Source organism: Tamlana sp. 2_MG-2023 (assembly GCF_030548465.1).
GTDB lineage: Bacteria > Bacteroidota > Bacteroidia > Flavobacteriales > Flavobacteriaceae > Pseudotamlana.
Genome location: NZ_JAUOSF010000001.1, coordinates 402,981 through 427,225, shown reverse-complemented (window position 1 = coordinate 427,225; position 24,245 = coordinate 402,981). Strand labels below are relative to the sequence as shown.

Below are 24,245 nucleotides of genomic sequence, written 5' to 3'. Positions count from 1 at the left end.
TTATGATTTGTTGTTTGACAAAATTAACCTTTTCGTTAAATAATTAAACCTTATATACAATAAAATCGCAGCAGTTGTTAACCCTGCTAAAAGCCCGATCCAAATACCAAAACTACCGTAAGCCTCTTCTTTCCCTAAAAACCAGGAGATTGGAAACCCGATGAGCCAATATGAAATAAAAGTTATTATTGTTGGTATTTTCACATCCTGCAATCCCCGAAGTGCGCCTAAAACCATAACTTGAATACTATCACTTATTTGAAAAATGGCAGCTGCAATTAATAATTTTGAAGCAATACCAACAACTTCTTGGTTGTCTAACAAGTTTTCAGCATCATCATAATCCACATAAATCTTAGGCAATTCCGTATGAAAAATAAAGAATATAATCGCAAAAAGCGTGGCTAATAAAACACTCATTAAAAACAATGAAAAGGCAATACGGCGTAACTCAAAATATGCTTTTAATCCTTTTTGATTTCCTACACGTATCATGGCTGCTACACTTAATCCTGTAGCCACCATAAAAGTCATCGAACTTAAGTTTAAAGCAATCTGATTGGCCGCTTGCGGATTTTTACCCAATAAACCACTAAGCCAAACGGCAGATGTAAAAATAGCAACTTCAAAAAACATTTGCATGGCACTTGGCGCCCCCAAATCAAGAAGTTTTCTAAGCATGAGTTTATCTAAAATAAAGAACTTAATGTGTGTTACATAAGCTTTCGACTTCTCTTTTCCTTTTAACAAATACCATATGTACCAGACCATAACAAATCTAGAGATTAAGGTACCGTAAGCCGCGCCGACAAGTCCGTATTCAGGGAAACCAAATTTCCCAAAAATGAAGAGGTAATTTAAAACGATGTTAATTACGTTACCAAGAAGGGTTGCATACATAGGATATTTGGTCATTGACATGCCATCGCTAAACTGTTTAAACCCCTGAAAAACAACTAAGGGAATCAAAGAAAAAGCGACTAAATCTAAGTATGGAATAGCTAATTCGACAACCTCAACCGGCTGTTTCATTAAATACATTAAAGGTTTCGCAAAGAATACTAATAAAAAAAGTAGAACACCGATAACGGTACACAAAAACAAGCCATTTTTAAAAGCCGATTTCCCTTTAATAAAATCATTAGCAGCATCGTACTCTGCTATTAAAGGCGTTATAGCTGTTGAAAAACCAATGCCTAAAGACATGGCAATAAACATAAAACTATTACCTAAAGAGACTGCTGCAAGCTCGGCTGTTCCCAGTTGCCCCACCATGATATTATCTACAAAACTCACAAAAGTATGTCCCAACATACCCAACATCACCGGTGCAGCGAGTTGCCAATTGTATTTAAATTCTTTGGTGTATTGAGATAATTGCATGCTGCAAAAGTAGCCTTATTTTACGGAAATTTATGGAAAACTATAAAAAGTAAAAAGCCGATTATTTCACTTAATTAATATTCAGATTTTGATTTTTAGCATGATCAAACTCTTCAATAATAGCTTTTACAATTTCTGAAACTGGTTTTATATCATGAATCAACCCTGAAATTTGTCCGATTTCCAATTCCCCTTCAATTAAATCGCCTTCAAACATGCCCTTTTTAGCACGAGCTCTTCCTAAAAGAATTTTAAGATCCTGAACGGTTGGCGATGATTTATACAAATCTTGCACCTGATTGAAGAAATTATTTTTCAACAATCTTACAGGAGCCAATTCTTTTAAAGTGAGTTGCGTATCGCCTTCTTTAGCTTCAACAACAGCGTTTTTAAAGGACTGGTGTGCAGAACTTTCTTCACTAGCTACAAATCGACTGCCAATTTGCACCCCATCGGCTCCTAAAATCATAGTCGCTAACATGGCTTTTCCTGTGGCAATGCCTCCAGCAGCAATTAAAGGGATTTCAACCTGCTCCTTCACCATTGGAATCAAAGTTAATGTGGTTGTTTCATCCCTTCCGTTGTGACCTCCAGCTTCAAAACCTTCGGCAACAATAGCATCAACCCCAGCTTCTTGAGCTTTTAAAGCAAATTTCACACTACTAACTACATGAACAACAGTCACACCACGTTCTTGCAACCAAGACGTCCAGGTTTTAGGGTTTCCTGCGGAAGTAAACACAATTTTCACCCCCTCTTCAATTATAATGTCCATGATTTCCTGAATATTAGGATACAACATAGGTACATTAACCCCAAAAGGTTTATCTGTGGCTTTTTTACATTTCTGAATGTGTTCACGCAGCACTTCAGGGTACATAGACCCTGCGCCTATAAGTCCTAAAACACCGGAGTTACTGGCTGCCGACGCGAGGCGCCAACCACTATTCCAAACCATACCTGCTTGAATGATCGGGTATTTTATGTTGAATAAGTTGGTAATACGATTCATTATTTTTTTATGATTTTGAAGGATCTTGTTTCATTTTCCTTTTGAAGTTTACCCAAATACATGCCTTGTGGCAAATGACTTAATGAAACACCTTTCTTACTATCCACAAAAGTATCTAAAACCAAAACACCTAATACATTATATAACTTCAACTCTGCATTACTTAAACCTGAACCAAATTCAATAAACAGATTTGAGTTTACAGGATTCGGGTATATTTTAAAGGTCAAATAACTCAATTCAGTACTAGACAATCCCTTTTGTAAGGCTTGATATAAATCGGGAATACCATAACCCAATTGAAAATCTGGCATATTAAACTGTGATCCCGATTCTCTAATTAAAGTCATTATTTCTGTATGGGTTTTATTGGGCAGAGCTTGCATTAAACACGCCACACCACCAGCCATTATTGGTGCGCTAAAAGAAGTTCCATTGTTTTGTACCATAATATCATTCCTATCTATAAGGTAAGGTCTGTAACCTCTGGCAACAACATCTGGCTTTTGGGAGGGTTGAATCGTACTTCCAACAGAACTAAAACTTGTATACTGCCCTAAATCATCTACCGCTCCCACAGATAAAACATTAGGAGAGTCTGCCGGAGCACCAACCCCTGAATTACCCGAGTTCCCTGCTGAAGTCACTAAAAGCAAGCCTTTTTCAAAAGCGATATTAGATCCCTTTGTTATAAAAGCGGTGTTACCGTCCATATCGGCACTCGTATAGCTATAATTTGGATAATTAGGGCCGTAATCTTTATATCCTAAAGACGTATTTATGATATCAACACCTAAACTATCTGCACGTTCGGCGGCTTCAACCCAATAACTTTCTTCTACGGGGTTTTCATCCTTTCCATCCTCGGTTCTAAACAAATAATATGTCGCATCTGGAGCCGTACCTACATATTCATCTGTTACAAAACCGGCCATACTGCTTAAAACCTGAGTACCATGGCTAATATTTCCAGGAGCTGGTACGTAAGCATAAACATCAACCGTTCTATCTACAAAATCGTAACCTCCTTTTAAATTGCCGGCTGTTTTTAAACGCTGAAAAGCCGTCATCGTATTTACGTTTGTAAATGCCGCATCCAATACTGCAATGGTAATGCCTTCGCCCGTAAAATCATCTTGATGTAATTGATTGGCAGCAATCATTTCTACTTGATTTTGAGTATTTCCATAAACAAAATCTACCGTTATGTTTTCTAAGCTGAATTTATCTGCTACCTGAGCTGTTTTTGAATATAAACTACGTTTAGCATTTAAACTTTTATCTGCAAAATCAATATAATCTATAAATGAAAATGACGGATTGGAACTTAAATTATCGATGTCTATTTTTAAACCTCTAATGTGAACCGCATTAAACCATTTTGACTTGGCTAAAACCGAAATTCCTGAAGCATTTTTGAGTTGGTCGATGTAGTTCTCATTTACAGGTACATCCCTAAAATCGATAGCAATGCCATCTTTACTTTTTCTATCAATCGCTTTTTGAGAAAGTATGCTTATCGGATTGCTTATAGAAGCCGATACATTTTCCTTATCTACTAAATAAACCCAAGCATCTTGAACCTGTGAGAATACAAGACATTGAAAAAGAAGAACACTTAAACACAGTAACTTTTTTTTCATAGTCAAAATATTAGGTGATGCTAAATTACGAAATTACTCCCGAGCCTATAAGTTCATCTTCTAGGTACCAAGCCACAAACTGCCCTTCGGTAATAGCCGATTGATAGTTTTCGAAAGACACATACATACCGTTTTCAACTTTATAAAGTGTTGCGGATTCTAAAGCTTGTCTGTAACGAATTCTAGCTTGTACTTCCAAAGTTTCGCCATTATTTAGTTCTAAATCTTCACGAACCCAATGCAATTCTTCATTACTTACAAACAGCGCTTTTTTATATAAACCAGGGTGTTCTTTCCCTTGTCCTGTGTAAATGACGTTTTCCTTAACATCGGTATCAATTACGAATAAAGGTTCTACTGTTCCTCCAACACCTAGACCTTTACGTTGTCCTTTAGTAAAATAATGGGCGCCTTGATGTTTTCCAACTATTTTTCCTAAATCAATTTTATAATCAATTTTACGAGATAAATAAGCTAATTTTTCTTCTACGGAATTGAATTCTGGTTCCTCACGATCATAAATACTTTGGTCGCTAGATACTTCAACAATAACACCTTCTTTTGGTTTTAATTGCTGTTGAAGAAAATCAGGGAGTTTTACCTTACCTATGAAGCAAAGTCCTTGTGAGTCCTTTTTATCTGCGGTAACTAAATCTAATTTGGCAGCAATTTCGCGAACCTCTGGTTTTGTGAGCTCACCAATTGGAAATAACGACTTTGCCAATTGCGCTTGTGACAACTGACATAAAAAATACGACTGATCCTTATTACCATCTACACCAGCAAGTAACTGGTAAATAGCTTCACCATCCTTCTGAATGGTTCCTTTTCTACAATAATGTCCTGTTGCTACATAATCTGCACCTAAATCCAAGGCAATTTTCATGAACACATCAAACTTAATTTCACGATTACATAAAACATCTGGATTTGGTGTTCTACCTTTTTCGTATTCATTAAACATGTAATCAACAATACGTTCTTTATACTGCTCGCTTAAATCTACCGTTTGAAATGGAATACCTAATTTTTCTGCGACCAACATCGCATCATTACTATCATCTAACCACGGACATTCATTAGAAATCGTAACAGAATCGTCATGCCAGTTTTTCATAAACAAGCCAATAACTTCATAGCCTTGCTCCATTAAAAGGTATGCTGCGACGCTAGAATCCACGCCACCTGAAAGTCCAATAATTACTCGTTTCATTCTTAAAAAATTAGGGCACAAAGATACATATAATTACAAGATTGGTACACCTAAATTATTATATCAAACACAATAAAAGCTATTATTTTTTAACATTTTAACAAATAAAACACCGATAAAGTTGTTATTTCATATATTAATTGCTATATTTATACGACATCAATAGTAATATTAGAACTACACATTCAAAATATATTAGTTTTTTGCATGTTTTTTCTTACAAATTGATTATCTTTACTTTTAGATGCAAGATTATAATTTAATAAAAGTAAAATAGAACAAGTAAAGCTCACCATAATTTTTGTGGGTCTTTTAAAATAATACAGTAGATGATAATAAATCCCATCTATTGAAAAAGAAAAGTTAGTTAGTTTTGGTTTGTTAGTTTGTAGACAATATTTCATTCTTTCCTTCCTCGGATTATTGTCTATAAAAAAAGAGAACTCCTTAAAATTAAGGAGTTTTTTTTGTGCGTTTAGCTGTGTAAGAAAAGTTCTTTTCGTTAACCAATTTTCCATTTTCATAGAATTTCCAGACTCCTGTTTTCTTTCCTCTTTTAAAAACACCTTCAGATATTATTTGGCCTTTTGGATTATAGGATTTAGAAACACCATGAAGTTCATCATTTTCATACTCACTTTCGGTTAGCACCAAATTGGTATCTGTATAGGTGTAAGAAATACCTTCTAGCTTACCGTTGGAGTACTGTTTTCTTTCCGCAACAGCGCCATTAGGATAATACACTAAACGTTCTCCTATAAGCTCACCATTGCTATTATAAGTTTCTAGAGTTAATATTTCATCTGAATTTTTCTGATAGTATTTCCAAGTACCAATATGTAATTTACCATTCATTTGGCCTTCGCTAATCACTTTTCCGTTGGATGCTAAAAATTTAACATCAGCAATATTAGAGGTGTCATTAAACAATTTTGTAGCCGACAGTACGGCCTGCTTCTTATATTTTTTATAAAACTTAAAAAGTCCTACTTCTTTCCCGTGTTTAAATTGACCTTCATACCTTAAGATATTCGTGTCTTCGAAATATTTTTTCCAAACACCGTCACGCTTACCATCAGCATCAATTTGATTAATGCCTTGAGCAAAAGTTTGTTGACTTATAAATAAAACAACCAATAAACCTAATATCCTTTTCATAATTTAATTTATTTACAACGCTTCCGCGGAAATTATACTTTATAAACCTTTGAACAACTAAATTCTTATCGTATTGAATCTGACAATATTCAGCTCAGCATTGAGCAACATAAAAATTTAGATTTATACCGAATTTGACACACTATCTCATGACTACTTCAAACAAATAACTTATAATGCGACCCTGAAATAAATTCAGCGTGACGCCATGTTCCTTTAATTTTTAACAGATCGATCTGTTAAAAATTAAAGACATTTTTATAACAAAAAAGCTGCCAAAATAAATTTCAGCAGCTTTTAAAATATATCAAATGGTATTATTTACCTTTTTTCTGAGCTTTTTGTTGGGCTTCAGCCTGCTCCATCATATCTGCCATTTTCTTTTGGAAACGGTTTTGCTTCTTAGGCTTTTTCTTATTCTCTTGAATTTGAGCATGAATTTTATCTTCATCAAGAATAAAGTTCTTAATGACTAAGATAATTCCAATACTAATTAAGTTTGAAATGAAATAGTATAAACTCAAACCAGATGCGTAGTTGTTAAAGAAAAACAACATCATAATTGGTGAGAAATACATCATATACTTCATCATTTTAGCCATATCTGGCATACCTTCTTGCTGTGGTTGCGATTGCATATTCTGTCCAGTCGTTAAACGCATGTAGAAGAAAATGGCAATAGAAGCTAAAATTGGAAACAAACTCACGTGACTTCCATAAAAAGGAATCGTAAACGGTAATTCTGCAATAACATCATAAGATGATAAATCGTCTACCCAAAGAAACGGTTTTTGTCTTAAATCAAATGCTGAAGGGAAAAACTGAAATAAAGCATAGAAAACCGGTAATTGCACTAAAGCTGGTAAACATCCTGCCATTGGACTAGCTCCTGCTTTAGTTTGCAATGCCATAGTTTCCTGTTGCGCTTTCATTTTATTGTTCTTGTGCTTTTCACGAATCTCATCCAATTCAGGTTTTAAAATCTTCATTTTAGCCTGTGATAAGAATTGTTTGTATTGCACGAAAGACAATAATATTTTAACCAAAATAGTCATTACCACAATAGCGATACCGTAAGGCATAAACCCTCCAAGGAAACCAAACAATGGCATGAAAATATAGCGGTTAATCCAGCCGAAAATCCCCCATCCAAAAGGTACTAATTCATCAAGATTTCTATCATAAGCATTTAAAACCTTAAAATCATTAGGACCGAAATACCAATCCATTGTTTCGTTAATTTCACCACCTTGTAAAACTAAAGGCATTTTAGCTGCAAAATCTTTTGTGTAAACCGTATCGATATCTTCATCATCAACAAGGTTTTCAGTTTTTATATTAGCTGTTTTAAACGCTTTATCAGTTAATAAAACTGAAGAAAAGAAATGTTGTTTAAAACCAATCCAAGTGACATCTTCAATATCCTTGTCTGCATCTCTAGCGCCAGTATAATTATCTTTTCCATCTTCATATTCGTAATGCACATCGGTATACCTGTTTTCATAGGTGATACTCTTAGCGTGACGGAACCCTTTAATTTTCCAATCCAGATTAATTTCAGACGAACTATTGATAACATTGCTTAATCCTTGAGAACGCACAGCGAAATCAATCATGTAATCGCCTTCTTTAATCTCGTAACGGTACTCTAAAAACTTGCTTTCTGAAACTTTAAGCTTCATAGAAACCACAGTCACATCACCATTTTTAGTCACTTCAGGAATAAACGGTAAATCTTTTGTATTTAAGATGCGACTATCAGTCGTTCCGAAATTAATATTGAAAGATGAATTTTTATCCTGAATTAAATAAATAGGAAGCGAATCGTAATCTACAAACTGCTTTAAACGTACTTCTGAAAGATAACCACCTTTACTGCTGAATTTTAGTTCAAATAAATCACTTTCAACAGTGGTTTCTTCACCTTTAGATTGTATTGCTGAATAAGCAAAAGCACCTAATTTATTTTTTAATTCAATTTGTTGTAGTGAATCTACACCAGAACCTGTAGCATAATCTGAAGCTGTTGTTACGGCTGTTTCTTGATCTACTTTTGCTTTTTGTTCGGCTGCAACATGCTCTTCTTTAGCTTTCTTTTGCGCTTCAATTTCTTCTGGTGTTGGCTGATTTTGCCATAACATGTAACCTAGAATACCGAAAATAAGCACAAAACCTATTATCGAATTAAGATCTAATTTTTTTTCTTCCATATTTTAATTGGTGCCATTTTAATCGTTTTTAAGTTGGATAAATGAGGGTTTATCTGTTTTTAAAATGACAAAGTATTTGTTATAATCTCTATTGGTTAATCAATAAACTATCCAATTTTATTTTTTTGCCATACTGGCACTTCTTTTTCCTCTGCTGTTTGTTAGAGCTGCCTTTACAAAAGCTACAAATAAAGGGTGTGGGTTAGCCACCGTACTCTTGTATTCAGGGTGGTATTGCACACCAACAAACCAAGGGTGTTCTGGAATCTCTACAATCTCAACTAAACCAGTGTCTGGGTTCAATCCAGTTGCTTTCATACCCGCATCTTCCAATTGGTCTTTATATTTTCCGTTGAATTCATAACGGTGTCTATGACGCTCGCTAATACTTTCTGACTTATAAATATCACGAATGACAGAACCTAATTTTAAATCACAAGCCCAAGCTCCTAAACGCATGGTTCCACCTTTATCGGTAATTGTTTTTTGATCTTCCATCAAATCAATTACAGGATTTTTTGTAGTTGAATTCATTTCTGAAGATGCTGCATCTTCAATACCTAGTACGTTTCTAGCGAATTCAATAACCGCCATTTGCATACCTAAACAAATCCCTAAGAAAGGCACATTGTTTTCACGCACATATTGAACGGCATCAATTTTCCCATCGATACCACGCTCTCCAAAACCTGGAGCTACTAAAACACCGTCTAAATGGCCTAGTTTCAAATGCGCATTATCTTTATTTATATACTCTGAATGAACAGATTCTACTTTAACTTTCACTTCATTTTCCGCTCCAGCGTGAATAAAAGCTTCTAAAATCGATTTATAAGAATCTTGTAACTCTACGTACTTACCAATTAATCCGATAGTAATTTCAGATTTCGGATTTTTATGACGGTGTACAAACTGATTCCATCTTTCGATATCTGGAACATCACTTTGAAGTGCTAATTTCTCAAGGACTACTTTATCTAAACCTTCCTCTAGCATTAAGTTAGGTACATCGTAAATAGTAGAAGCGTCAATAGATTGAATAACAGCATTTTCTTTTACGTTACAGAATAACGCCAGTTTACGACGTAAATCTTTTGGTAAGTTATGCTCGGTTCTACAAACTAAAATATCAGCTTGAACTCCACTCTCCATTAAGGTTTTAACACTGTGTTGTGTAGGTTTCGTTTTTAACTCGCCTGCAGCTGATAAAAAGGGTACTAAAGTTAAATGAATAACAATACCGTTATTTTCACCTAAATCCCAACGTAGCTGACGTACTGCTTCAATGTATGGTAAAGACTCAATATCACCAACGGTACCACCAATTTCGGTAATCACGATATCATAATCGCCAGATTTACCTAAAATTTGGATACGTTCTTTAATTTCATCTGTAATATGAGGAACCACCTGAACTGTTTTTCCTAAAAACTCACCACGACGCTCTTTTTCGATAACGCTTTGGTAAATTCTACCAGTAGTGACGTTATTAGCTTGGCTTGTTGCACGGTTCAAAAAACGCTCGTAATGTCCTAAATCTAAATCAGTTTCAGCGCCATCTTCAGTCACATAACATTCGCCATGTTCGTAAGGATTTAATGTGCCCGGATCAACGTTGATATACGGATCTAATTTTTGAATGGTAACTCGGTAACCCTGAGCTTGTAACAGTTTAGCAAGCGATGCTGCTATAATTCCTTTACCTAAGGAAGATGTAACTCCACCGGTTACAAAGATGTATTTTGTAGTACTTGTCATGTTGCGCTTTTAAACGCAGGCAAATTTACGAAATTTTAATAGTTATTTGAGCGGTATTTGTAAACAATATTTTATCCGCCATTTTAAATGATAACTCTCGCAAATTCCTTCAATTGAAAATTTTTCAGCTATTTTAGTGTTATTATTAAAACAACATACAAAAAGGGCGCTATTTAAGCATAGATTTAACTTAAATCACCCACTTTTTAAAATAAAATAACATGGGTTTACTAAATAAACTAATAGGAAATGCAAGTGAAGTTTCTTCTGAAAAACTGAATGAAAAATACGGAAGACTTCTTATTGAAAATGAAGACATTGAATTAGGTTTTAAACTTTTACGTGACACCTTTATGTTTACCACGAAACGTCTAATCATAATTGATGTTCAAGGTATTACTGGCAGCAAAGTGGAATACAAATCGCTACCATATAAAAATATTTCAAGATTTTCTCTTGAAACCGCAGGCACTTTTGATTTGGATGCCGAATTAAAAATTTGGATTTCTAGCGAAAATGAACCTTCAATAAGCAAGAAATTTAATAAAAGTGTAGATGTTTACGAAGTTCAGAAACATTTAGCTTCTAAAGTGATGTAATTTACGCGGTTTTATCTTTTTTAATCACATAGGTATAAAACCACATGATTGTAAAAGTTGGAATAATATCTAATCCAGGCATAGCCTCTTCAACGAATGAAACAACGCCTGCAACACGACCGGCTTTTCCTTTGTACATTTTAGTCATAAGCCAACCCGAAACTGGTGCCCAAATAATATCAGACAACTCACCTACCCCAGGAAAAAAATAAGAGAGACAACCTATCGCATCAAACACAATACTAAGAATGAGTTTTTTATTTTTATTCATTTAGCAACTTTTATTTTATATGCTTTAAACAAGAAACACGCCAAATTTATTTTCCTATCAGTTTTAAGAATTCATTTCGAGTTTCAATTTTTTCAAACTGACCTCTAAAGCCTGATGTGGTTGTTAAAGAATTTTGTTTCTGCACCCCACGCATCATCATACACATGTGAGAAGCTTCTATAACCACAGCAACACCTTGCGGTTTTAGTGTGTCGTTAATACAATCTAAAATCTGTTTTGTTAACCGCTCTTGAACCTGTAAACGTCTTGCAAAAACATCTACAATTCTAGGCAACTTACTTAAACCTACTATTTGTCCGTCGGGAATATAAGCAATATGTGCCTTTCCGAAAAAAGGTAGAATGTGATGTTCACATAAAGAATACAATTCAATATCCTTTACAATAACCATTTCATTATAAGACTCTTTGAACATGGCTCCTTTTAAAATTTCAACGGGATCTTGATCGTAACCCTGGGTTAAAAATTGCATTGCCTTGGCTGCGCGTTCGGGTGTTTTTAGTAAGCCTTCACGCTGGGTATCTTCTCCTAAATCTTCGATAATATGCTTGTAGCGGTTGGTAACACCATCGGTAACCTCATCATTATATTCTTCAAAACTTTTGTAGGCCATATATTAAATATTGACTATTGATTAATTATTATTTATTATTTGGTTGGATATATAAAACATGGATTTTCCTAGAAAATATCCAATAAGGCAAAGAGTAGAAAGTACAACAATGCTTGTCACTAAAATTTTCACGGGTTTATTTGTGTCTTTTCTTAAGACAATTATTCCGTTAAAAATGGGTGAGAAAAATTCCATAAATGGTTAATGGTTAATGGTTAATGGTTAATGGTTAATGGTTAATGGTTAATGAAAGTTGAGGCTTTATTTTCAAACTAAATAAATTAATTATTAACTTTTCACTTTTAATTTTTAACTTTTAACTTCCAACTTTAACTCCCCTAAATATATACCTCTTAAAACAGATAACACAAAAAAAGTAAACTTAATTGTCCATAACGCTTTAAAGTAGTAAATTCACCCCTATTATTTTCTATAGATGATTCAAGCAAAAAACATTCATAAATTTTACGACGATTTACAAGTTTTAAAAGGCGTAGATATTCATATCAAAAAAGGAGAAGTTGTTTCTATAGTTGGTGCTTCTGGTGCAGGAAAGACCACTTTATTGCAAATTTTAGGAACTTTAGATCGTGCTTCTTCGCGAAAACCATTTGAATTACGCATCAATAAAACTAAAATTAATGATTTAAAAGATAAAGCCCTTGCTAAGTTTAGAAACGAGCATATCGGTTTTATTTTTCAGTTTCATCAATTACTACCAGAATTTACAGCTCTTGAAAATGTATGTTTGCCTGCATTTATAAAAGGCACCAATAAAGCTGATGCTGAAAAACGAGGAAAAGAACTCCTAGATTTCTTAGGACTATCACACCGGTACGACCACAAGCCTAACGAACTTTCGGGAGGAGAACAACAACGTGTTGCCGTAGCTAGAGCCCTGATTAATAGCCCAGATTTAATTTTCGCCGATGAACCTTCAGGAAATTTAGATAGCGAATCTGCTGAAAACCTTCATAATTTATTCTTCAAACTTCGTGATGAATTCGGACAAACATTCGTAATAGTAACGCACAATGAAGATTTAGCCAATATGGCCGATAGAAAATTAACCATGGTTGATGGAAATATAACGAGTTAAACCTCTCGCTTTTTGAGTAATGCAGCAACTCCTAAAAGAGGCCCGATAGCAAGTATCACAAAAATATATTCCATTGAAACATAACTACTTAAATTATTTAAAAGCATAATACTTACAATAGTTATACAGTAACCTATACAATTTACTATAGTTAAGGCAGTTCCTTTAAACTCAGGGTTCACCGTTTGCGCTATTAATGTAGAAAACAACGGCGAATCTGCTATAACCACCATACCCCAAAACGCGATAATCGCAATAAAAATTACTTCGGAAGTGATCTGGAAAAACAACGGTGACACCAAACAACAAATTCCTGATAAAATTAAGGCTACTAAAGCAACACGCTTCGTTTGAAACTTCTCAGATAAATAGCCTGATATCACGCAAGCTATTCCGCCTAGAGCGATAATACAGAAACTTAACACCGAAATATTAAAACCTGCGTTGGGATGTGTCTTAACATAAGTTGTTAAAAGCAAGGGTACGAATGCCCAAAACGCATAAAGTTCCCACATATGCCCGAAGTATCCAAAAGCCGCTGAACGAAAATCACCATTTCTAAATATTTTAAACAATACCGATAAATCGATCGCTTTCGCGGATTTTCTAAAAGGGCCGTCGGGAACAAAAACTAAAATTAAAACACCTCCTAATAAAGCTAAAGCTGAAGTAATATAAACTATATTTTGCCAAGCTATAAAATGACTAAACCCTTTTAATAAGTGCGGAAAGGCAGTACCTATAACAAGCGCACCAACTAAAAAGCCAAGAGATTTCCCTAAGCCTTTTTGATAATAATCGGCTGCTATTTTCATGCCTACAGGGTAAATGCCTGCCAAGAAGAACCCCGTTAAGAACCTCAGCACCACCAAAGTATGAATACTATGTCCTTTAAGAACAACCAAACCATTGAAAAATGCTCCTAAAAGCGCACTCACAAAAAAAACTTTTGAAGGTGAAAACCTATCGGTAATCGTAAAAAAAGCAAATAGAAAAGTACCAATGATAAACCCAAACTGCACTGCTGAAGTTAAAAGCCCTAAGGCAGACGGTTCTAAATTAAAGGTAGAAATTAAATCAGTAATAACCCCATTTCCTGCAAACCACAAAGAGGTACAGCAAAATTGAGAAAAAACAATGGTGGGTAGAATTACTTTGGAGTGGTTCAAATTAATGGTTTTGGGAATGTTTTGTCGTGGTTAAACATCAAAGTTAACATTAAAAAATGAACCCTATTAAAAGTAAAGTTTGAACCGCTTAGACACGATTCAAACTTATACTTATAATTTATTTAGTCCACAAAAGGGTAAGTCGTTCCTAAAACAGTAATGGTTTTATCGGCATAATCTAATTTGATATCCTTAAACAAACCAACATCAAGAGATAGAATCCCCGATTTAACTTGGCGCGGCAATAATACAAAGTGAAGTGACTCATCGACAGTCAAGGTATAATCAACGCCTTTTGAACTTTCGCCAGATTGCTTACCATCTAGTAAATATTCATCATCCCAGATATGTAATGGGGTATCGAAACCTGAAACCCACGTTCTCATAGAATCTTCGTTATACTGAATGCTTTCTCCAGTTTCGGTGGTAATTTTTCCATCATTAATGGTAACACCGTATTCTAAAAAGCCATCTGCATTTTCACCTAAATTTTCAGCCACATGCGTTCCTTCAACTTTATAATCTTCATGGTAGTAATTTTCAAATGTAGAAGTGTGTACACTACCCTCTTGACGATACCAGTTTGTAGATACAATAGTCACGATTCCTTTACGCGTAATACCGTCCTCGCATAAAAGTCCTTCGCCAAAATCGACTGTAATTGTTTTTGGAAAAGAAATTAAATCAAAAGGTTCAATAGTAATATCTGGTGAATTTTTAGCTCCAGAAATTTTAGACGTTTGCGAATTTTCAGAAGTTAATACGGCATCTCCGGTATTATTTCCAATATCCTGAAAGATTTGATTCACAAAAGCATATTCTCTAACAGCCTCAATGCTATCATCTGGATTTGCAGCATTTTTCACATCATCTACATCTTCCTGATCACAGGCTATAAAAAGTAATGCTAAAATGGGTACAATTAGTTTTTTCATAAGTTTCTGTGTTTTAGTTTCTAGGGAAATAACGTGTTTTGATTAAAATTTAGTTCATTCAATGAACGAAAAAGCTGTATTTCCAATAAAATACAGCTGTTTATCGACGATTTTTTACCGTTCAAAGATATAAAAACCAATTTACTTTTAAACGAACTGACCACAGCACACTTCTTAAATCATATAATAAACAGTACTTTTGAATTTATAAATTAATGTTGAATCACAATCCTTTTCACTTGAACACTACGGAATTAAAAGAATTTTTAGACGCTAAAGTCATTGAGTACAACAATCCCAAGTTTATTGAAAGTGACCCAATTCAAATTCCGCATCGTTTTTCCCTAAAAGAAGACATCGAAATCTCATCCTTTTTAACAGCAACCATAGCATGGGGAAACCGTAAAATGATAATAAAGAATGCCGATCGTATGATGGAATTACTTGGAAATTCACCTTACGATTTCATCATCAACCATAAAGAAAATGACTTAGATGCTTTTCATGGCTTTGTGCATCGCACCTTTAATTCTGAAGATTTAACCTACTTTATCAAATCTTTAAGGAACATCTATCAAAACCACGGTGGCCTGGAAGCCGTTTTTCTAAAACACCTTACGGAAAACAACATGCAACTGGCTATTCATGAGTTTAAAAAAACCTTCTTCTCTATTGAGCACCCTTCTAGAACATTAAAGCATGTAGGAGATCCTAAAAAAGGTTCGGCAGCTAAAAGATTGAATATGATGTTACGCTGGCTGGTGAGAAACGACCAAGCGGGTGTAGATTTTGGCATCTGGAAAACCATTTCGCCCTCCGAATTATCATGTCCTTTAGATGTACATTCCGGTAATGTTGCTCGAAAATTAGGCTTACTTACCCGAAAGCAGAATGATGCCAAAGCTTTGTTAGAATTAGACACCGCTTTGCGGGAATTAGACTCCAAAGACCCTGTTAAATATGACTTTGCCCTTTTTGGACTAGGTGTTTTTGAAGGATTTTAAAATCCGTTTTCATTACCTTTGAGTTTAAAAACTTGAATACTTATGAAGCGATCACTACTTTTTTTATTTGCCTTATTCTTCTTTTCTGCATTTTCTCAGTCTCGAAAAATTCCTGTTGACACCATGGTTGTAACCACGAATACAACCACAATAAAAGGTCAAAGCATATCCTATAAAGCTACCACAGGAACGCAGCCTGTTTGGAATAAAAAAGGTGATCCCATTGCCACACTTTACTACACCTATTACGAACGCAATAACGTTAAGGATAAAGCCAATCGCCCCTTAGTTTTTTCATTTAATGGCGGACCAGGTTCTGCTTCCGTTTGGATGCATATTGCATATACGGGCCCAAAAGTTATAAACCTCGATGATGAAGGTTATCCAGTACAACCTTACGGCGTAAAAGATAACCCCAACTCTATTTTAGATGTGGCCGATATTGTTTACGTAAATCCTGTAAACACGGGCTATTCAAGAATGATTGCCGATAAAGATGGTAAACTTCCAGAGCGCGATACCTTTTTTGGTATTAACGCTGATATTAAATATCTAGCAGAATGGATGAATACCTTTGTTTCTAGAAAAAGCCGTTGGGAATCTCCTAAATATATTATTGGTGAAAGTTACGGAGGCACTCGAGTTATGGGTTTAGCTAACGAACTACAATCTAACCAATGGATGTATCTTAATGGGGTTATTATGGTTTCTCCTGCCGATTATAAATTATACAGCACTGGTCAGCCTATCTACGCTTCATTAAACTTGCCATATTTTACTGCTGCCGCTTGGTATCATAAAGTATTACCTGCTGAACTGCAACAAAAAGATTTATTAGAAATTCTTCCTGAAGTTGAAAATTATGCCATAAACAACTTCATTCCGGCACTGGCTAAAGGTGGTTCTATTTCGGAAACTGAAAAACAACAAATCGCTAAAAAAGTAGCCTACTACTCAGGTTTATCTGAAAAAGAAATCATTCAACATAATTTAGAAGTACCTAACAGCTATTTCTGGAAAGCATTACTTCGGGATAAAACAGGGCAAACAATCGGGCGTTTAGATTCTAGATATTTAGGCATTGACAAAACAGAATCTGGTAACTCTCCAGATTATAATGCCGAAATCTCTTCATGGTCGCACTCCTTTACACCGGCCATAAATTATTATATAAGAGAACATTTAAATTTTAAAACCGACATAAAATATAACATGTTTGGAGATGTACACCCATGGGATAGAAGAAACGATAATGTAAGAGAAGGGCTAAGAGAAGCTATGGCACAAAACCCGTATTTAAAAGTGCTTGTCCAATCCGGGTATTATGATGGCGCGACAACTTATTTTGCCGCAAAATATACCACGTGGCAAGTCGATCCGAGCGGGAAAATGAAAGACCGTTTTACATTCAAAGGTTACCGTAGCGGACATATGATGTACCTTAGAAAAGACGATTTAATCTCTGCAAACGATGACATTCGTGAGTTTATAAAAAATGCATCAAGCAACGGAAAGGCTGCGAAATACACAAATTAAAACAAAAAAAACGATTGGTGAACACAGTTCACCAATCGTTTTTTTACTTAACTTCTTAACTACTTAGCTCCTAAAAACTACCCTCGCAACCATGCTTCACGCAATGATTTTTGAGCAGCAGTAGCATCAGCCTTTTCGCTAAGGCCTTCACCTGAAACGTATGTCTTGGTCACTTTCGTTTTTATAACTTTCTCTACGCCATCACGAACTACAACAACATCAATATCTTGCCCTACTTCCCAAGTGTAAATTTCTTGTAGAATGGTATTTGCATTTTGAAAAGTCATTGGTTTTCCTCCAACAGTTTTTAGAATATCGTTTGGTAATACACCTTGCTCTACCCAGAAACTATTACCTGCAACCTGCTCGGTAAAAAAGATAACACCTTTTTCAGGATCTCCAGTAACTATAGGTGCTCCGTCCATAATAATATAGTTACCTTCAACTTGACCATCTTTAATTTCAAGGCCTACTTTATCAAAAAACGCGCTATAATCAATTGGAATATCACCAATTACGTGCATTTCAAAAAAATCACCTAAAGAAGGATAAGTCATCGCTACAATTTCATCGAATAATTTATCATCTTCAAATGGTTTGTCTTTACCATATTTATTTGATAATTCTTTCATAAGAGACAAAACACCACGATTACCATCACTTTCTTCGCGCATGATTATATCAATACACATGCCGATTAAAGCCCCCTTATTATACACATTTAAGTACTGATCTTTATAAGGTTCCTTAGTAACGTTTTCACTCATTATGGTAAAACTCATGGTATCATCCATTTGTTTTGAATAACTGATTTTTTCCATAATAGTGTTATAAAATTCCGCCTCATCAACTAAACCTTGATTGATTTGAAATAAAGTGGCAAAATATTCAGTAACTCCTTCATACATCCATAAGTGTTTAGAGAATGTTGGGTTGTTATAATCAAAATATTGAACATCTTCAGAGTGTACACTTAAAGGCGTTACGATATGAAAAAATTCATGTGAAACCACATCAATCATATTTTTAGATAAAGCGGCAGCTGACATATCATCCGGGAAAACCACAACGGTAGATGTATGATGCTCTAAAGCACCAAAACCTTTTGGCGAGTCTTCTTTACCTTCAGATAAATACAAGAAAATATCATATCTAGAAGTCGCATTAATATCACCTAAATACGCTTTTTGAGCTTCCATCATTTTGTAAACCGTTTCTTTTAACGATTTTGCAGAATGTGATTTACTTGGTGAATAAACGCTTAAAACAATTTTTATGTCTCCAACCTGAAATGTTTCAACGTCTAAATCTCCATACATCAATGGGTTGTCGGTAATATCAAAATACTTTTGGGCGATATAACTTGATGTCGTTGTATTTCCGTCTTCGCTCGTTTTAGATCCTACTTCTTGTAAAGCTGCTGAGCGCACAAATTTTGACGGACTTGTAATATCGACTTTATATTGATTCGTTTTTAAAGAATCAAAATACCCAATAAAACCATGTAAATTTAAGACGAAGTTGTTTTCCTCAATATTCGTTCCTGAAGGTGAAAATGGTGTTTCGTGACCAATACCGCCTTCTTCTTCTATATCGAAAGTATCATTTATTAAATAGCTGATCTTATCCAATTCCTTAGCATTAGAAATCGTCCAAGTATTATCATCTACATTTTTAACAGTCATTTCCTTACCATTATAATCGTAGGCTTTGATATCATCCACATACTTTCCAAAATCACTAACAGCATAAGTTCCAGGGACCACTTTAGGCAATCTATAAGTCACTTCATCAACTGTAAAACGTCCTGGATTTACCGTTACTGGAACACGGTCTTCATTAATATGAACCAAGTCCAACGAAGTTTCGATTGGTGTATTTACAGCTAAATCATTTGCTGATGTTTTTTTGGTACCACAACTGGCCAATATTAAGCCTGTAAGGGTTAAGGCTAAAAATCTGTTTTTCATGTATTCTTTTTTTTATTAAAATAGATGCGCAAAATACTATTTATGAACGGGTGCATTCGCTAAGGTTTTGTTAAATTCGCGACATGCAGACACCTCTTGTTAGTATTTTAATTCCGTTTAAAAATACTGAAAATTATATTACGAATTGTCTTACTTCGATAATTAGGCAAAGTTACAGTCATTGGGAATTGCTTATTGTAGACGATCATTCTACAGATAACAGTTTTGATATCGTTGAAAAATTTGCTTCTGAAGACCATCGCATCAAGCTTTTAAAAAATTCAGGAAGCGGCATTATTGATGCTTTAAGACTTGCTTTCCATCATAGTAAAGGCGATTTTATTACTAGAATGGATAGTGATGATGTGATGCGTCCAAATAAAATTGCTGTTTTAGCTGAAAATTTAATGGCCTACGGAAAACAGCATGTCGCCCTAGGAAAAGTGCATTATTTTGCTGAAAATGGTATAAAAGCAGGTTATAAAAGTTATGAGCTTTGGCTGAATGCTTTAACCAAAAAAGGCAGCAACTATTCTGAAATTTATAAAGAATGCGTTATTCCTTCTCCTTGCTGGATGGTACATCGTGAAGATTTAATAGCTTGTGAGGCTTTTTACCCCAATATTTACCCTGAAGATTACGACTTGGCTTTCAGGTTTTACAAGTATAATTTTAAATGCATACCCTGTGACGCCGTTTTACATGATTGGCGCGATTATAGTGATCGTACCTCACGAACTCATGAACATTATGCCGAGAATCATTTTATAGCTATTAAACTGAAATATTTTCTAGAGCTCGACTACCAAAAAGATAAAACTTTAGTGGTTTGGGGTGCTGGTAACAAAGGCAAAACCATCGCAAAAAAACTAACTGCTTTAAATATTCCGTTTGAGTGGATTTGCGATAACCCTAAAAAAATTGGTAAAGATATCTACGGCACGGTTTTGAAACCATTTCGCTTCTTAGAAGACATTGAAAACCCTCAAAGCATTATTAGCGTTGCTAATAAAGATGAGCAAAAAGTCATTTTAGAATACATGAATCAGTTGAAATTAAAAGCCATTGAAGATTATGTTTTCTTTTGTTAATGCCAAAAAATTATGTACGTTTGATTAATCTACAATAAGATATGCAGTTTAAACACCCCGAACTTCTTTACGCCTTATTTTTACTGCTCATTCCTATCATTGTTCACCTATTTCAACTTCGTAAATTTCAGCGTGAAGATTTTACCAATGTGGCCTTTTTAAAGGAAGCCACGCTTCAAACACGAAAAAGTTCGCAAATAAAAAAGTGGCTCATTCTGCTTACTCGCATGCTTTTATTAGCAGCATTAGTTTTTGCATTTGCACAGCCCTATACCTCAAAGAAAAGCAGTTTTAACACTGAAAAAGAAACGATTATCTACCTTGACAATTCCTTTAGCATGCAAGCCAAAGGGAATCAAGGTGCTCTATTAAAACGTGCGGTTCAAGATATTATCACGAACGTTTCAGAAGAAGAAAACATCACTTTAATCACTAATAATCAGGTTTTTAAAAACACCACCATTACTGCGATTAAAAACGATTTATTAAAACTAGATTACGCGGCTACTCAACTCACTTCACAAGCTGCCTTATTAAAAAGTAAAACATTTTTTACTAAGCAAAATGGTACTTTAAAAAATCTGATTTTTATATCCGATTTTCAACAAGATAATTCTGAGTTTAACATTGAACCTGATTCGTTAACCCAAATTCATCTGGTAAAGCTAGAGGCTGTAAATAAAAACAACATTGCTATTGATAGTGCTTTCATTTCTAAAACAAACGCTAATAATTTAGAACTTTCGGTCTCTTTAAAAAACAGTGGAGCAGCCATTGAAAACTTACCCATGTCACTTTTTAATGACGATAAGTTAATCGCAAAAACATCCGTAGCTATAATCAAGGCAAGTGAAACAACATTTACTCTACCCACAAACGCCATTATAAATGGTAAAATCACCATTGAAGATGCCAGTTTGCAGTTTGACAACACCTTATTTTTCAACATTAATAAAGCCTCAAAAATTAATGTACTTGCTATTAATGCTGCAGATGATGTTTTTCTAAAACGTATTTACACTGATGATGAATTCAATTACACTTCAACCACAGAAAAGCAGTTAAACTTTAATCTTATTGACAAACAACATCTTATAATCTTAAATGAATTGGAAGCGGTTTCAACAGCAATGATTTCAGCTTTAAAACTGTTTACAAACCAAGGAGGTTCCCTTGTAGTGATTCCTTCTGAAAATGTTCAACTAAATTCATACAACCAATTATTAAATAATTATGGCGCACAGTTTACAAAACACATTCCTTTAGAAAAGCGCATTACCACAATAAATTATAGCCACCCACTTTATAACAACGGGGTTTTTGAGAAACAAGTTAAAAACTTTCAGTATCCAAAAGTATCCAGTTATTATGGCGTTATTTCTAATGGAGCTTCAAACGCCTTACAATTGGAAGACGGCAAACCGTTTTTAACACAACTGAATCACACCTATGCGTTTTCAGCTCCAATAAACGATGCTAATTCAAGCTTTAAAAACTCACCGCTTATTGTTCCTACCCTATTCAATATGGCGAAGCAAAGTTTTAAAACGCCTCATTTATATTTTACTCTAGACGAGGAAAACACTTTTGATGTCGAAACACAAATGCAACAAGATGCAGTTTTATCATTAGTTAAAGAAGACATTAACCTGATTCCTAGACAACAATATTTTAACAATAAAGTGGTTGTACAAACCTCAGAAGAACCTTCAGTGGCAGGAATTTACACCGTAATGAACAAAGCTGAAGCCATAAAAAACATAAGTTATAATTACAATAGAAGCGAAAGTGCTTTGAATTACCGCAATCTATCCGATTTAAAACAAGTTACCGTGAGCGATTCAGTCACTAAAATTTTCGACACCATAAAAAGTGACACAAAAATTAATGCCCTGTGGAAATGGTTTGTTATTTTTGCACTAGCGTTATTGATTATTGAATTGCTCATCTTAAAATTCTTTAAATGAACATACTTATAAAATCGGCCACGATTATTGATTCTAAAAGCGAATTTCACAATTCCACCCAGGATTTATTAATTGAAAATGGCGTGATTACTAAGATTGCCCAAACCATTAAAAATCCTAATAATTATCAAGAAATCACTCTTGACAACCTTCACATTTCACAAGGTTGGTTTGATAGTGGCGTCAGTTTTGGAGAACCAGGTTGGGAAGAACGAGAAACCATTGCAAACGGACTAAAAACCGCAGCGCTTTCTGGATTTACTACCGTTGCATTAAATGCGAATAGTAGTCCGGTTATTGATTCAAACGCTAACATTACGTTTATAAAATCTAAGTCGTTTAATAACGCGGTAAACCTTTTACCAATTGGTGCTTTAACGGTAGCGAGTAAGGGCGAAGATTTAGCCGAGCTTTATGACATGAGTTCTGCTGGAGCCGTTGCTTTTTACGATTACAAAAAACCTATTTCTAATCCGAATTTAATGAAAATTGCTTTGCAATACGCTAGTAATTTCGGAGGCTTGGTATTTTCTTATCCGCAAGAAAACCGCATTGCAGGAAAAGGTGTTGTCCACGAGCATATTGCTAGCACCCGTTTAGGCTTGAAAGGCATTCCTGCTTTAGCTGAAGAAATGCAAATCGCTAGAGACTTGTTTTTACTAGAATACACCGGTGGAAAACTTCATATTCCAACGGTTTCTACGGAAAAATCAGTGGCGCTTATTCGTGAGGCCAAAAAGAAGAAACTAGACGTGACCTGTAGTGTGGCGATTCATAATTTATACTTTACAGATGAAACGCTTAGCGATTTTAATACACACTTTAAGGTATTACCGCCATTACGTACTCAAACGGATGCCGATGCCTTAATTGAAGGTGTAAAAGATGGCACGATTGATATGGTTACTTCAGACCACAATCCGTTAAATATTGAGCTTAAGAAAATAGAATTTGATTACGCCGATTACGGAACCATTGGTTTAGAAAGTGCCTTTGGAGCTTTGCAAAATTTATTCACCACTAAAAAAACCATCGATATTCTCACCAAAGGCAAAAGTCGCTTTGGCATAGAATCTTCATTAATCGGTGAAGGAAATACGGCAAACCTCTCTCTTTTTAATCCGGACAAAAAAGCTGCGTTTACTAAAAACGACATGGCTTCAAAATCTAAGAATGCCATTTTTGAAAACGAAGTTCTAAAAGGAAGCGTTTATGGCATCATTGCAAATAATCAAGTGGTTTTAAAACCATAATGACACATGACAGAACAAGACATTGAAAAAGGGCGTAAAAACGCCATAATTAGTTATATCACCATATTTGGAGTTATCATCGCCTATTATTTAAATGCTGAAAACAAATCTGCTTTTGCAAGTTTTCACATCAGACAATCATTAGGACTTTGGCTAACGTTCTTTGCTTTAGGCTATATTGTTGGAGCTTTCGACAATTGGCTTATTACCTCTGCCTTTTATTTGTTTTTTGCTGTACTTTTTATTTACGGCTTTTCAAACGCATTGGCGAGAAAAACACGACCAGCACCTTTAGTTGGTGCTTTTTATCAAAAAATATTTTCAAACTTAGGAAAATAAT

The 24,245-nt window shown here is 34.8% G+C and carries 20 protein-coding genes; 8 read left to right on the top strand and 12 right to left on the bottom strand.

All coding sequences use genetic code 11. From position 1 onward, the window contains the following. The 7 genes from Q4566_RS01950 to Q4566_RS01920 form a co-directional block, all read right to left on the bottom strand. Positions 1-1,383 (bottom strand): MATE family efflux transporter, encoded by a 1,383-nt coding sequence (locus Q4566_RS01950; protein WP_303417712.1) that lies wholly within the window; start codon positions 1,381-1,383, stop codon positions 1-3. A 70-nt stretch (positions 1,384-1,453) separates the two neighbouring features. After that, the gene (locus Q4566_RS01945) at positions 1,454-2,395 is read right to left on the bottom strand and encodes a nitronate monooxygenase family protein (RefSeq protein WP_303417710.1); all 942 of its coding nucleotides are present in this window, start codon (positions 2,393-2,395) and stop codon (positions 1,454-1,456) included. Further along, a complete protein-coding gene (locus Q4566_RS01940) occupies positions 2,395-4,038 on the bottom strand; it encodes a S8 family serine peptidase (RefSeq protein ID WP_303417708.1) in 1,644 nt (547 codons plus the stop codon). The genes Q4566_RS01945 and Q4566_RS01940 overlap by 1 nt, the downstream gene beginning before the upstream one ends. A gap of 25 nt (positions 4,039-4,063) precedes the next feature. Next, entirely contained in the window at positions 4,064-5,251 is a 1,188-nt protein-coding gene (gene mnmA, locus Q4566_RS01935) for a tRNA 2-thiouridine(34) synthase MnmA (protein ID WP_303417706.1), read from the bottom strand. A gap of 453 nt (positions 5,252-5,704) precedes the next feature. Next, positions 5,705-6,409 (bottom strand): toxin-antitoxin system YwqK family antitoxin, encoded by a 705-nt coding sequence (locus Q4566_RS01930; RefSeq protein WP_303417704.1) that lies wholly within the window; start codon positions 6,407-6,409, stop codon positions 5,705-5,707. Between the two features lie 317 nt (positions 6,410-6,726). Then, positions 6,727-8,619 carry a membrane protein insertase YidC gene (yidC, locus tag Q4566_RS01925; protein WP_303417702.1) on the bottom strand — a complete coding sequence of 631 codons (1,893 nt, stop codon included), beginning with the start codon at positions 8,617-8,619 and terminating at the stop codon, positions 6,727-6,729. A 117-nt stretch (positions 8,620-8,736) separates the two neighbouring features. Then, positions 8,737-10,377: a CTP synthase gene (locus tag Q4566_RS01920; RefSeq protein WP_303417700.1), complete on the bottom strand. Its 1,641-nt coding sequence runs from the start codon at positions 10,375-10,377 to the stop codon at positions 8,737-8,739. A gap of 221 nt (positions 10,378-10,598) precedes the next feature. Between Q4566_RS01920 and Q4566_RS01915 the strand changes: the two genes are divergently transcribed. Further along, positions 10,599-10,976 carry a PH domain-containing protein gene (locus Q4566_RS01915; protein WP_303417697.1) on the top strand — a complete coding sequence of 126 codons (378 nt, stop codon included), beginning with the start codon at positions 10,599-10,601 and terminating at the stop codon, positions 10,974-10,976. A 1-nt stretch (position 10,977) separates the two neighbouring features. Here Q4566_RS01915 and Q4566_RS01910 read toward each other — a convergent pair whose 3' ends face one another. Both Q4566_RS01910 and folE read right to left on the bottom strand, forming a co-directional pair. Next, complete coding sequence (locus tag Q4566_RS01910; RefSeq protein WP_303417695.1) at positions 10,978-11,247, bottom strand: hypothetical protein; 270 nt, start codon at positions 11,245-11,247, stop codon at positions 10,978-10,980. A gap of 46 nt (positions 11,248-11,293) precedes the next feature. Beyond that, positions 11,294-11,881 (bottom strand): GTP cyclohydrolase I FolE, encoded by a 588-nt coding sequence (gene folE / locus Q4566_RS01905; protein WP_303417693.1) that lies wholly within the window; start codon positions 11,879-11,881, stop codon positions 11,294-11,296. A 436-nt stretch (positions 11,882-12,317) separates the two neighbouring features. Between folE and Q4566_RS01900 the strand changes: the two genes are divergently transcribed. Further along, positions 12,318-12,980, top strand: a complete 663-nt coding sequence (locus tag Q4566_RS01900) for an ABC transporter ATP-binding protein (protein WP_303417691.1) — start codon at positions 12,318-12,320, stop codon at positions 12,978-12,980. On the opposite strand, the gene Q4566_RS01895 is transcribed toward Q4566_RS01900, so the two are convergent. Next, positions 12,977-14,149: a nitrate/nitrite transporter gene (locus Q4566_RS01895; RefSeq protein WP_303417689.1), complete on the bottom strand. Its 1,173-nt coding sequence runs from the start codon at positions 14,147-14,149 to the stop codon at positions 12,977-12,979. The two genes, Q4566_RS01900 and Q4566_RS01895, sit on opposite strands and share 4 nt — an antisense overlap. Positions 14,150-14,271: 122 nt before the next feature. Further along, positions 14,272-15,084, bottom strand: a complete 813-nt coding sequence (locus tag Q4566_RS01890) for a hypothetical protein (RefSeq protein ID WP_303417687.1) — start codon at positions 15,082-15,084, stop codon at positions 14,272-14,274. A 239-nt stretch (positions 15,085-15,323) separates the two neighbouring features. Here Q4566_RS01890 and Q4566_RS01885 point away from each other — a divergent pair, with 239 nt between their 5' ends. Both Q4566_RS01885 and Q4566_RS01880 read left to right on the top strand, forming a co-directional pair. Beyond that, entirely contained in the window at positions 15,324-16,088 is a 765-nt protein-coding gene (locus Q4566_RS01885) for a TIGR02757 family protein (RefSeq protein WP_303417685.1), read from the top strand. Between the two features lie 42 nt (positions 16,089-16,130). Next, on the top strand, positions 16,131-17,624 hold the full coding sequence (locus Q4566_RS01880; RefSeq protein ID WP_303417683.1) for a S10 family peptidase: 1,494 nt from the start codon (positions 16,131-16,133) through the stop codon (positions 17,622-17,624). Positions 17,625-17,701: 77 nt separating this feature from the next. Here Q4566_RS01880 and Q4566_RS01875 read toward each other — a convergent pair whose 3' ends face one another. Continuing rightward, positions 17,702-19,594, bottom strand: a complete 1,893-nt coding sequence (locus tag Q4566_RS01875) for a peptidase M61 (RefSeq protein ID WP_303417681.1) — start codon at positions 19,592-19,594, stop codon at positions 17,702-17,704. Between the two features lie 83 nt (positions 19,595-19,677). Between Q4566_RS01875 and Q4566_RS01870 the strand changes: the two genes are divergently transcribed. From Q4566_RS01870 to Q4566_RS01855, 4 genes are read left to right on the top strand one after another with little or no spacing between them, the layout of a single operon-like run. Further along, a complete protein-coding gene (locus Q4566_RS01870) occupies positions 19,678-20,685 on the top strand; it encodes a glycosyltransferase family 2 protein (RefSeq protein WP_303417679.1) in 1,008 nt (335 codons plus the stop codon). A gap of 41 nt (positions 20,686-20,726) precedes the next feature. Further along, the gene (locus tag Q4566_RS01865) at positions 20,727-22,652 is read left to right on the top strand and encodes a BatA domain-containing protein (RefSeq protein ID WP_303417677.1); all 1,926 of its coding nucleotides are present in this window, start codon (positions 20,727-20,729) and stop codon (positions 22,650-22,652) included. Beyond that, positions 22,649-23,905, top strand: coding sequence for a dihydroorotase family protein (locus Q4566_RS01860; RefSeq protein WP_303417675.1), 1,257 nt, complete (start codon positions 22,649-22,651; stop codon positions 23,903-23,905). Before Q4566_RS01865 ends, Q4566_RS01860 begins: the two co-directional genes overlap by 4 nt. A gap of 6 nt (positions 23,906-23,911) precedes the next feature. Next, positions 23,912-24,244: a hypothetical protein gene (locus Q4566_RS01855; protein WP_303417673.1), complete on the top strand. Its 333-nt coding sequence runs from the start codon at positions 23,912-23,914 to the stop codon at positions 24,242-24,244. Position 24,245: the final 1 nt, after the last annotated feature.